Raw genomic sequence first — 11,549 nt, forward strand, 5'->3', positions numbered from 1 at the left:
GTACCGTGTTCGAGGTTCGACCGACGGTGAGCAACGTAAGCTCGGGCATCGGATGTCTTCGTGCGAAACGTGGTACTGAATGGAAGTCGACGAGGAGAACGGCCTTCGGCCCACGGGTTCGTGGACGCCCGGCAAGGTCGCCGAAGTGCTGGGCATCTCGCCGGTCACGCTCCGGACGTGGGCGACGCGGTACGGCGTGGGACCTTCACTGAGGGCCGACGGGCGTCATCGCCGGTACTCGGACGCGGACGTCCGCAGGCTCCAGTACATGCAGCGGCTGATCGACCGCGGTATCCGTGCCCGTGAGGCCGCCGCGGCCGCGTTCTCCGGCGCCGCAGCCGCGCTCCCCGAAGTCCCGGCCGACCGGCGGGTCGACGAACTGGAACGGGCCGCGGAGGATCTGGAGTTCGCCTCCATCGCCGCGTTGCTCGACGAAACGCTGGACTCGCTCGGCGCGGCGGCGACGTGGACCGACGTGCTCCTGCCCATCCTGCGGAACCTCGGCGGCCGCTGGCAGCGGGGCGACGTCTGCTTCGAATCGGAATGGGCGCTCACCACCGAGGTCTCCCTGGCGTTGCAGCGCTACGTCGCCCGATTCGCCACGGCACCTTCGGAACGCGGCGCGCTCCTCTCCTGCTGTCCGGACGAACGGCACAGTCTGCCGGTCGAGATCCTTCGCGCGTCGATGGTCGAGATCGGTATCCCCGCGGTCTATCTCGGTCAGATGGTCCCCGCGGAGACCGTCGCCGGCATGGCCTCGAAGCTGGATCCGGTGCTGATCGTGCTCTGGTCGATGTCCGTCACCACGGTCGACGACCTGCTCCGCCGTCGTCTCCAGCAGCAGGGTTTCGAGGTCGTCGTCGCGGGGCCCGGCTGGGAAGGACTCGATGTGCACGGCACCCCGTGGGTCAACGATCTCGACGGCGCGCTGGAGGTCGCCGCCGAGCGGCTGAAGTCCTGAACCGTTGCGAGATCGCTCCAAGTGCCAGAGGATGGTTCCGTCGGATATCGCGGGACGGGAGAGTCTGTGGTGGATCTCAGGCGGCAGGTGCTCGAGCGGTGGCCGTCGAACTGGCCGGTCCAGCCCTTCCGGGAACCGGCCTGGGCGCGGCAGGAACCGACGTACCGGGAATGCGCTCCCGCGCTGATCGACGCCGCGGTCAAACGCGCCGACGCCCGGGTGGCGGGCAACTGGTTCGTCGTCGCGGCGAGCCGTGAAATCCGTGCGGACAAGCCACTCGGCCTGCGGGCGGGCGGCCGGGAACTGGTCGCCTGGCGCGGTCCGGACGGTGCCCTGACCATCGGTCCCGGTGCCTGTCCTCATCTGGGCGCTCCGCTGGCGGAGGCGCGTGTCCATTGTGGAGAGTTGGTCTGCCGATGGCACGGCCTTCGGGTCGGGTCCGATCGGCCGGGCTGGACGCCGTTGCCGTCCTATGACGACGGTGTGCTCGCCTGGGTCCGCCTCGATCGCTTCGGCGGTGAGGCTCCGACGGAACGGCCGGTCGTGCCGGACCGCCCGCTAGGAGACCTCGCGGTCGACGCGGTCGCGACGCTGACCGGGATCTGTGAACCGATGGACGTCGTCGCGAACCGGCTCGACCCTTGGCACGGCGCCTGGTTCCACCCGTATTCCTTCACGCGGCTGCGGGTTGTTTCGGCGCCGCAAGGAAACGAGGTCGCCGACGCGGACGACAAGTTCGTGGTCGAAGTGACCTTCCGGCTCGCCGGGAAGCTGGGTGTGCCGGTGATCGCCGAATTCACCTGCCCCGAGCCTCGGACCGTGCTGATGACCATCGTCGAAGGCGAGGGCACCGGAAGCGTGGTGGAGACGCATGCCACCCCGCTCGGAACCGGCCCGGACGGCCGTCCGCGCACCGCCGTGATCGAGGCGACGATCGCGACCTCCGATCGTCCTGGGTTCGCGAAGGCCGCCCGGATCGCCCCGGCACTGCGGCCTTTGATGCGCCGGGCGTCCGCGCGGCTGTGGCGGGACGATCTCGCGTACGCGGAACGCCGCTATGCCTTGCGAGCAGGACACGTCTGAGTTCGCGTCCACCGTGACACCGAGGAGCGTTTCCGATGCCTGTGCACGAAACCGAAGTCGTGGTCATCGGTGCCGGACTCGCCGGTCTCTCGGCCGCGCTGCACCTTCACCGCGCCGGCGTCGTCTGCACCGTCCTGGAGGCCGGGGACGAGGTCGGTGGCCGCGTGCGGACCGACGTCGTCGACGGCTTCCGGCTGGACCGCGGCTTCCAGATCCTCAATCCCGCGTACCCCGCGATCCAGCGCTTGGTGGACGTCGACGCGCTGCGGCTGGGCAGGTTCTGGCGCGCGGTCCGGGTGGCCGACGACGACCGGCTCAGCCTCCTCGGAAACCCGCTCGACACACCCAAGGCGCTGCGGGACGTCGCGGCTAGGCGCTATCTGTCGGCGAAGGACCTAGCCGCGCTCGGTGCCTTCACCGCGCGGGCGGCGGGCGGTCCGGCGCGGTCGATCGTCCAGGGACGCGACGGCACGACCGCCGACCAACTGCGCGGTGCGGGATTGTCGGACCGCGCTGTGGAAACCGTGCTCCGCCCGTTCCTGTCCGGGGTCTTCCTGGAGGCCGGGTTGAGTACCTCCTCGCGGTTCTTCCGGCTCGTCTGGCGCAGTTTCCTGCGATCCGCGCCGTCGTTGCCGTCGCTGGGCATGGGCGAGCTGCCCCGGCAACTCGCCCGGCTGCTGCCCGTTTCCGCGGTGCGGACCGGAATGCGCGTCGAGCGAGTCGGCGACGGTGAGGTACGCACCTCCGGCGGAGACGTCTGGACCGCGCGCGCCGTCGTCGTCGCCACGGACGGCACCACCGCCGCGGGCCTGGTCGACGGCGTCCCCGAACCGCGGTGGAACAGCGTCACGACTTGGTATTTCGCGCCACCACGGTCACCGTTGCGAGAGCCGGTCATCGTGGTCGACGCCCGCGGCGGCCCGATCCTCAACACCTCTGTACTGAGCGAGGTCTGCCCGGCTTACGCCCCGGAAGGCTCGGCGCTCGTCAGCGCCTCGGCGCTCATGCCGCTGGGGGAATCGGAAGTGCGGCGGGAACTGAGCCGGATGTACCGTGTGGACGCTTCGCGCTGGCCGTTGGTCGCGCGCTACGAGATCCCCCGCGCGCTCCCGGCCATGCCTCCGCCGCACGACGTCCGCGGCGAGATCCGGTTCGGTGAACGGCTTTACGTCTGCGGGGATCACCGCGACACCAGTTCGCTGCAGGGCGCGCTCGCCTCCGGGGGACGGACCGCTCGCGCGGTGCTACGGGACCTGTGAGGCGATTTCCCGGATCGCGTCCGACAGCCGCGGATACACCGGCACCCGCACGTCGAGGCCGAAGAGCCGCAAGATCCTGAGATCCGTCGGCGACGAACTGACCAAGGCCAGCCGGCGGCGCTCGTGACCGGCCCGGGTGACGGCGGCCTCCAGCACCTGAAGCCCCGCCACGCCGAGAAAGGTCACCCGGGACAGATCGATCACCGTCCGATCGTGGAGGTTCCCGTCCAGATGCCGGTCCAGTAGCGGGGCTGTGCTCGCGTCCAGCTCGCCGGTCACGGTGAGGATCAGCAGACCGGTGGCGTGCTCGTGCCCCAGTACGGGGGCAGGTGTTTTTCGGTGCGGTGATGGCATGGAGGTCTCCTCGGGAAGCGGTATGACGCGCACTTCGAGTGCCCGCAGCAGCACGTCGCCGGACGCACCCGGTCTTCGGCCGGACGGTGCGAGGCCGGGCAAGGTCGCCGAACACGCGAAGCTGCGAGTTGAACCTCACGTGCTCTCACCGTACGTCGCCGGAGCCGCCTCCGCAGTCTGCGGGACAAGGAAATCCGACGCGGTGAATCGGTCTCGAATCGGTTTGCGACGGGTGGTGGCGGGTAAGCCGATCGTGATGGCCGCGCACGTGTGCTCCGGGAAGAACCGGGGTAACCGGCCACTGATTCATCCGGATCATGGGAAAGGGAATCGACATGAGCCTGAACGACGACGACATCTCCACCACCTCGGGCGAGGACCGGGAAGGGCCGGCCGACGCCGGTGCCGGCCAGGGGACTCCCGGCGAACACGACGGCGGGGCCGACGGTGGCGCCGAGGGGCCTGCCGATTCCGGCGCCGGCGAAGGCACCGCGGGCCAGCACGACGGTGGAGCCGACGGCGGCGCGGACAGTGGCGCGAGCTGAGCTGAGCGGGCCGTCCACCGGCACCGGGGAAAACGTCCCGGAGCCGGTGGACGGCCACGTGCCGGCAAGTGTCCTGTCGCGTTTGGTCGGTTCCGACGTCGAGGAGTTCGCCACCCGGCACTGGGGCAGGGAACCGTTGCTGCGGCGAACCGGCGGCGACTTCGGTGATCTGCTCGATCTGGACGGCGTCGACGATATGCTGTCCCGCCGCGGGTTGCGGACGCCGTTCCTGCGGCTGGCCCGCGACGGGGCGGTGGTCGATTCCCGTTCGTTCACCGGTGGAGCCGGTGTCGGCGCGGAAATCGGCGACCAGGTCCGTGACGACCGGGTCGCCGCCCTGTTCGCCGAAGGCAGCACCATCGTGCTCCAGGGATTGCACCGCATCTGGCCTGCCATCATCGACTTCACCACGCGGTTGACCGGCGAACTCGGCCACCCCGCGCAGGTCAACGCCTACATCACCCCGCCGTCGTCGCAGGGCTTCTCGGCGCACTACGACGTGCACGATGTCTTCGTGCTTCAGACGGCGGGCCGCAAGCGGTGGAAGGTGCACACGCCCGTCCACCCGTCGCCTCTGCGTGACCAGCCGTGGGGCGAGCACGCCGACGCCGTCGCCGGGCGGGCCCGTGACGATGCTCCGGTCATCGACGAAGTCCTCGAGCCCGGGGACGTGCTGTATCTGCCTCGCGGCTGGCTGCATTCGGCGACGGCGCTGGGTGACGTCTCCGCGCATTTGACCGTCGGCGTCCACGTGATCACCGCCTTCGCCTTGGTGGAAGCGCTCACCGCGCTCGCCGGTTCCGAGGAACGGCTGCGCAAATCGCTCCCGCTGGGGATCGACGTCGCGGACCCGAGCCTGCTGGAAGCCCATGTCGAGTCCGTCCGGGAAGACCTGATCGCCGGTCTGCGGGCGGTGCCCGGCGACGCCGTCGCACGGCACGTCCGGGACAGGACATGGCACGGAAATCGTCCGGAACCGCTGGCGCCGATCGCGACGGCCAGGTTCGTGCTGGGCCTGGGCGACGGGGATTCGGTGCGGCGTCGCGACGGCTTGCGCTTCCGTATCGGTGAGCCGGCGGACGGCCGGATCGTTCTCGAACTCCCGGATCGCCGCCTCTCGTTGCCTGCCTCCACCTCGACCGCCTTGGCGGCGCTGCTGGACGGAAGGACGTGGCGGCTGGGAGAGATCCCGGGAATGGACCGGGCCGACCAGCTCGTACTCGTGCGCCGCCTGCTCCGGGAAGGCGTGCTGATGGCCTCGACCGCATGACCGCGGCGCAACGGTGCGCGGAACTGGCCGAAGCCGCGGGCGATCCCGGGGAAGGAACGGCCCCGCCCGCGGAGCATTGGCTCCTGATCGAGCATCCGGGCCCGTGGGGCCGGTTCGCGCTCAAGGAGTCCGGGATCGATCCGGCGGCGGTCGCCCACCTCGGCTCGTGGGCGGCGCGGGTCGGCGGCCGGATCGCCCTGGTCCGCCGGGTCGCCCGGCGTCCGTCCACTCGCGACCGCCCCTTCCGCTGGTTCCGGGTCGACGCTCGCCCCGGCCACGAGCAGATCCGGACCGGGGAATTCACCGACGCCGCGGAACTCTCCCGCGTCACCTCCGCGGCGGGGAGCGTGTGGCCGGAACCCCTCGCGCTGGTATGCGTCCACGGCAGACACGACACCTGCTGCGCGGTGCGCGGCCGCTCGCTCGCGACCGCGCTGGCGGCGGAGTTCCCCGGGGCCACCTGGGAATGCAGCCACCTCGGCGGCTGCCGCTTCGCTCCCTCGATGGTGTTGCTGCCACACGGTTTCACCTTCGGCGGCCTGCGTCCGGACGACGCGATCGGTCTCTATCACCAGTACGTGGACGGCATCCTCGATCCCAGGTTCCTGCGCGGCCGTTCCTCGTATCCGCCGATCGTCCAAGCGGCTCACCACCACGCCCGCGCCGCCACGGGCGCCGCTGGAATCGACGATCTCCGGCTGACGAAGACCACGCGTGCAGGTGATACCTGGCAGGTGGGCTTCGCCGAACCCGACTGCACCGTGTACCTGCGCGAAGGCCGAATCCCGGCGGGCAGGCGGCTCACGTGCGCGTCCGAGCCCGTGCGGACGATAAGAGTGGTCGAATTGGTGGATCTCCGGTACTGACCGGGGGCCGCCAGGAAGGTGGGGGAGCCCATGGGGGAGCAGTGGTGGTGGGGCGCGATCGGCGGGGTGATGGTCGTCGGCGGCTTGCTGATGCGCCGGCCGAGCGACCGGAAGTGGCGATCGTTCGCCGTCGGGATCGTCACGTCGGCGGGCTGGATGCTGGTCGCCCTGTTCGTGATCGCGCCGCTGGTCCCGGCGAACGTACTCGGGATCACGATCCTGATCGTGATCGTGCTGGGCGTCCTCGCGGTTCCGCTGATCGTCCGGCTCGGTGCCGTTTCGCGCACAAGCCGCGGGGTACCCGGCCGCATGACCGAATACCGGCACACCGCGACCATCGAGATGCCCGCCGCAGATCTGTTCGCCTACTTGCGAGAGCCGCGGAACCTGCCTCGCTACTTCCCTCGGATGAGTCGTGCCGAGCCTGAAGGCGGCGAGGCGGTGCACGTCGAAGCCGACGTCCACGGTGAACATGTGGAAGGCGAGGCGTGGCTGAAGGTCGACGAGGCCAATCGTTCACTGCGCTGGGGAGCCCAAGGGCCGCATGACTATCAGGGGGAACTGTCGATCGAGGACGCCGGTCCCGCGGCGTCCCGTCTCACGGTGACACTGCACAGCGTCCGGGACGCGGATGACGAGGAGGTGCAGCGCGGGCTCGAGGAGACCGTTGCCGCGCTCGCGCACACCGTGACCGCCGATGCCGATGTGGACGCCGCCGAAAAAGAAGGAGGCTGGGCGGGACACCGGGATTCGTGACGGCCTCAGGTGCGGAACGGCCGCGACCCTGATCCGGGTCGCGGCCGTCATCGCACTCGCTCCTCACGAAGCGTTGTCGTCGATCAGTAGGGCCGGACGGTCCATCGCTGGTGCGCCTGACCGCTGTCCACCTGCTGGACGACGGCGGTGGCGTTGGGGTCCGCGCCACCCGCGGCTTCGACGATCTTCGCCGAATGCACGCTGCGCAGGGCGACCGAGCCGTCCGCGGTGGTGGTGAACTCCCACTGCTGCGTCGTCCCGTTGTGGCACTGGTACTGGACGATCGAGTTGCCGTTGTGCAGTTCGCCGTACCGCAGGTCGAGGCACTTCCCCGAGTGGCGGTTCTTCAGGACGTAGACGTTGTTGCCGAGATGGGTCACGTCCCAAAGCTGTTTGACACCGCCGACGCAGTCCCACAGTTCCATGCCGGCGAGGTCGTTCAACGCGCCTTCCCCGATGAGACCGGCCGTCTGGATGCAGCGGCCAGACTTGGCTCCCCTGAGATCGACCGTCTTGTGGGGGACCGCCGCGACCCGGTATGCGACGGTCGAGCCGGTCTCATTGCTCCAGTCGATCCGGCCGTTCTGGAACAGGTTGCGCCTGCCCATGGGGAGGGCGGTCTCGTCGGACTTCGGGTAGCCGAGGTACGAACGCTCGGCCCCCAGCGACTTGTACTTCGCGCTGATGCTCCCGTAGACCAGGCGTGCGCCGGTGCTGGGATGCCAGTAGATCGAGCCCGAACCGACGGCGAAGTCGGCGACCTTGCCCACACCGTCCGAAGTGGACCGGATATCGCCCGTCGGATTCCCGAGAGGACCGGTCTCGTAACCGTGCTCGGCGAACTTCCGGTGGATGTCACCGTTGATCGCGACGGTTCCGTTGCGGGTGATGTACACCGAGCCCGACGTGAAGCGCTGCATGGGGCTGGCGTCGGGGCCGTAGGTGCCGGCGTCCGCCAGGGGATAACCCATGCCCGCCTCAAAGCCCATGGCGGCGAACTTCCGGTGGAGCTCACCCTTGACCTGCCGGATCGCGCTACCGGGCACGTAGTAGATGGTGCCCGCGGCGAACCGGCTGTAGCGGACGTTCGTGCCACTGACGGTGCCCTCGTCGGCGAGCGGGTAGCCGTAGGGACCCGTTTCCCCGCCCGAATTCGCCCAGATCTCCCCGATCAGGCCGAAGACGATGTGGACACCCGTCGACGCGCTCCACACGATGTGGAGGTGCGGCCCGCCCATCGTGGGTTTGACGACCCGCAGGACCTGGCCGTTGCCGTCCTTGGTCGGCACCTGGTCGGTCATCGCGCCGCCGACGCCGGCGGGCCCGCCGAGTGCCAGGAGCTTGTCGAGGACCGGTCCGTTGTAGACCGCCTGCACCGCGAAGCGCTGAGTGGTCCCGTCGTTCCCGGCGGTGAGGTAGAGCCTGCCCCGTTCGTACAACCGGTGGCCGAGGCCGACCCCGTTGGAAGTCCCTTCGGGAACGAAGTCGCCGACGGGCTTGCCGAGCTTGTCGCGCAGCGGCTGCTCCGCGGCGTAGCGCCGGTCGATCGGGTGCGGGGCCAGCGGAGCCTCGGCGTGCCACTTCGTCGCGATCGCATAGGCGTCGTCATCGATCGCGCCGGTGACGAACAGGTACTTGGCGGAACTGCGCGAGGGGCGGATGGAGACGCTGGAGGCGTCGCCCCGCACGCACCAGGTCGCGTCACCCTTGAAGGCGTTGGAGCCGTCGGTCGGGTCGACGTAGGCCCGCACACGTTGCGACTGCGGGGGGATCATCGCCGTGTTCGCCGCGGAAGACGCTCCCGAACGCCAGCGAAGGTAGTGGTTGGGGCGGCTGACCGACTGGAACGAGAAGCACTCGGGATTGCTCAGCCCCGGCTCGATCCTCCACCGCGCCTCCGGACGGTCGCCCGGCTGCCACTGCTCGAGCACGACGTCGCCGTTGCGGTCGGTGAGGTAGACGTCGACACCGCTGTACGCGTCGACCCGCAAGGTCTGGACCAGGTTCTCGTACTGGCCGGTGCGAAGGAACTTCTCGCGATCGCTGCGCTTGGCGGCGAGTGCCGCGTCCGCGGCGGCGACCAGCGCCGGCCGGATCAGCTGGTTCGCCGCGCGCGTGCGCAGTTCGGTGATCAGCCGGATGTACTCCTGGTCGCGTTTGGCGAGCTCGTTGACGATGTCCCGCAGGTGCGCTTCCTCGGCACCCTGGTTGATGAAGAAGGCCCAGTCGGCGGGGTCGAGGCTGCCGACGGCGTCTTCGGCGGCGCCGTGGACCTCGGTGTCACGGGGGACCGACTTCCAGATCTCGACGACGAAATCCCGGTCCTTCAGGTTGATCAGGTACTCCAGCCGCGCCGGGGGCACGGATCCCAGCGTGTGCGACACGGCGTTCGCCTTGGCGGCCTTCGCCCGTTCAGCGGCCTTGGCCGCTTCGTCCTTGGTGGCGTCGTCCTGGATGACCCGGTCGACGTCCTTCTTGTGCTCGGCGAAGAGCACGACGGTCAGGAAGCGCCACTGATCGTCCGCGGTACCCCGCAGTGCCGCGCGGGCGGCCTCCTTGACGGCCATGTCCTTGTAGCCGTCGGCGTTGAGTTCCAAGTGGACGATGAAGTCGAAGATCGACTTCGCCAGGACGGTGTTGTCCACCGGGATGCCGAGAGTCGAGGCGGCCAGCGCCTTGGCGGCGCGTTCCTGCTCCTGCTGCTGACGGCGGTCGGTGACGATCTTCTGATCTTCCCGGTGCGCGTCGTGGATCCCGACCTTGATCCACTGCGTGGACGCCGCCTCGCCGTCGGCGGCGAGCGCGGCGATGGCCGTCTCCTTGAGCTTCTGGTGCTCGGGTTCGAGCGGATGCTGCTTGTCGATGTCGTCGGCCGCGTAATACATCGCGGCGACGAAGCCCCGGTCGCTGAGGACCAGGAGATCGGGTCCGGCCACGATCTTCAGGACGGCGGCGGCGTTGCCCTTGTCGATGTCCGTGGACTGCGCGGCTGCCGACGGCGCCGATGGCGGGGCGGCGGAGGCCGTGACGGGTGCCGCGACGCCCGCCGTCGTCGCGACGATCGCGGTGGCGATGATCAATCTCTTGAAAACCCCTCTTCGCCGTGCCGATGGCACGCCGGAGGGACCCCAGTATCCGTTCAAGACATCCTCTCCTTGGATGTAACGCGCGAGACCGTCATTCGGTCTCCATCGCGAGTTCGAATAGGAGACCAGTTAATGGCGAAAAAAAGACCGTGACTGTGATGTGGATCACGCCCTTTACGGGCGTTGTGTCCTTGTGCCATAGTCGTCTTCAGGCGTGCGCGAGCACGCAATTCTGGGGTCTGGGGTTCTGGGGATGAGACTTCGTGCACTGTTCGGCGCCCTCGTGGTGTCGATCATCGGGATCGGCGCAAATGTCGCTACGGCGAATGGAGTAACGGAAACGGCCATTGGTTCGAGTGTTCCCGGTATCGAGAATTCGATTTACTATCCGATCGTCCGTCAGAACGCGTTGTACCACTCGGAGGATCTGGTCAGGGTGGCGGCGTGGCAGGCGCTGCGGTCGGACGAGGGCGAGCCGGCGCTGCGGGCGTTCGTCCGGACGGGGTTCTTCGAGGCCAGGAAGCGGGCCGAGGGGTATCACGCGCGGAACAAGGAGTTCGCGCGGCGGGTCATGACCAACTACAGCGCGCAATATTCGCCGAACGTGCACGCCGAGGCCACGGCGGCGTACAAGGGCAGTGCCGCGCAGCAGGAACAGTTCTTCCGGACCGGTTTCGCGGCGGCGAAGGCGCTCGACGATGCCGCCCGTGAGGCCGATGAGCAGCACAAACAGCAGATTCTCGAGCAGGACCGCGCGTTCGTGCGGCTGCTGGCGGAGTTCGATCCGGGTGAGCAGGTGCGCCTGGCCGCCCAGCACGCCTTGCGGGCCGGGGGTACGGACAGTCACCTTCGGGCGTTCTTCGCCTCCGAGTGGATGGCCGCGGCCGCGACGGATGTCGAGGTCTACCGGATCCGCACGCAGGAGGCGGGTGTTCGCTTCTACGCCTTGATCCCGCAGCTGATCGCGGACGCGGAGGAGGCCGAGCGGGAAGCGCTCGCGGCCGAGGGTGCCGCGGCGGAGCAAGCCCGCGCGGTCGCCGCCCGGGCATGGGCCACGACCAGGGAAAAGGCCGACGAAGCCCGTACGGTCTGGGAGAACGAAGCGCTGGCCTGTGCCGAGCAGGCCCGGTACTGGCGGACGGTGATCGACCGGGCCAACGCCGGTGTCGACCCGGTCTGGGCGATGATCGCCACCAGGGCGGACAAGAATCGTGCCGGCTGGGCCGCCGACGGAACGTTCGCCGACGGGCAGACCCAGTACTGGGCGAGTGTCGAAAAGCATGCGAAAGAGCATCGAGACCAAATGTCGCCCGCGGGCTGAGCTCAGCCGGGCACCTCTTTTCAAGCACTGAAAGCCTTCTTCTTTCGA

Annotated in this window: 10 protein-coding genes; 8 read left to right on the forward strand and 2 right to left on the reverse strand. The window is 69.0% G+C overall.

Annotated features, from left to right (window positions below):
- Positions 1 to 79 precede the first annotated feature (79 nt).
- The 3 genes from ACZ1DY_RS18555 to ACZ1DY_RS18565 all read left to right on the forward strand — a co-directional run bounded on the left by ACZ1DY_RS18555 (position 80) and on the right by ACZ1DY_RS18565 (position 3,303).
- Entirely contained in the window at positions 80 to 961 is an 882-nt protein-coding gene (locus ACZ1DY_RS18555; RefSeq protein WP_465485096.1) for a MerR family transcriptional regulator, read from the forward strand.
- Between the two features lie 69 nt (positions 962 to 1,030).
- The gene (locus tag ACZ1DY_RS18560) at positions 1,031 to 2,044 is read left to right on the forward strand and encodes a DUF5914 domain-containing protein (protein WP_465485682.1); all 1,014 of its coding nucleotides are present in this window, start codon (positions 1,031 to 1,033) and stop codon (positions 2,042 to 2,044) included.
- Positions 2,045 to 2,079: 35 nt separating this feature from the next.
- Complete coding sequence (locus ACZ1DY_RS18565; RefSeq protein WP_465485097.1) at positions 2,080 to 3,303, forward strand: NAD(P)/FAD-dependent oxidoreductase; 1,224 nt, start codon at positions 2,080 to 2,082, stop codon at positions 3,301 to 3,303.
- Here ACZ1DY_RS18565 and ACZ1DY_RS18570 read toward each other — a convergent pair.
- Complete coding sequence (locus tag ACZ1DY_RS18570) at positions 3,289 to 3,657, reverse strand: STAS domain-containing protein (protein WP_257487423.1); 369 nt, start codon at positions 3,655 to 3,657, stop codon at positions 3,289 to 3,291. The two genes, ACZ1DY_RS18565 and ACZ1DY_RS18570, sit on opposite strands and share 15 nt — an antisense overlap.
- A 335-nt stretch (positions 3,658 to 3,992) precedes the next feature.
- Between ACZ1DY_RS18570 and ACZ1DY_RS18575 the strand changes: the two genes are divergently transcribed.
- From ACZ1DY_RS18575 to ACZ1DY_RS18590, 4 genes are read left to right on the forward strand one after another with little or no spacing between them, the layout of a single operon-like run.
- Positions 3,993 to 4,202, forward strand: a complete 210-nt coding sequence (locus ACZ1DY_RS18575) for a hypothetical protein (protein ID WP_126731016.1) — start codon at positions 3,993 to 3,995, stop codon at positions 4,200 to 4,202.
- Positions 4,189 to 5,472 (forward strand): cupin domain-containing protein, encoded by a 1,284-nt coding sequence (locus ACZ1DY_RS18580; RefSeq protein WP_465485098.1) that lies wholly within the window; start codon positions 4,189 to 4,191, stop codon positions 5,470 to 5,472. Before ACZ1DY_RS18575 ends, ACZ1DY_RS18580 begins: the two co-directional genes overlap by 14 nt.
- A complete protein-coding gene (locus ACZ1DY_RS18585; RefSeq protein ID WP_465485099.1) occupies positions 5,469 to 6,338 on the forward strand; it encodes a sucrase ferredoxin in 870 nt (289 codons plus the stop codon). Before ACZ1DY_RS18580 ends, ACZ1DY_RS18585 begins: the two co-directional genes overlap by 4 nt.
- A gap of 30 nt (positions 6,339 to 6,368) precedes the next feature.
- Positions 6,369 to 7,094: an SRPBCC family protein gene (locus ACZ1DY_RS18590; protein WP_465485100.1), complete on the forward strand. Its 726-nt coding sequence runs from the start codon at positions 6,369 to 6,371 to the stop codon at positions 7,092 to 7,094.
- 83 nt (positions 7,095 to 7,177) lie between these two features.
- On the opposite strand, the gene ACZ1DY_RS18595 is transcribed toward ACZ1DY_RS18590, so the two are convergent.
- Entirely contained in the window at positions 7,178 to 10,174 is a 2,997-nt protein-coding gene (locus ACZ1DY_RS18595) for an RICIN domain-containing protein (RefSeq protein WP_257487419.1), read from the reverse strand.
- A gap of 442 nt (positions 10,175 to 10,616) precedes the next feature.
- Here ACZ1DY_RS18595 and ACZ1DY_RS18600 point away from each other — a divergent pair, with 442 nt between their 5' ends.
- On the forward strand, positions 10,617 to 11,501 hold the full coding sequence (locus ACZ1DY_RS18600; RefSeq protein ID WP_257487418.1) for a hypothetical protein: 885 nt from the start codon (positions 10,617 to 10,619) through the stop codon (positions 11,499 to 11,501).
- Positions 11,502 to 11,549: the final 48 nt, after the last annotated feature.

The organism is Amycolatopsis sp. PSD-21 (assembly GCF_055561455.1).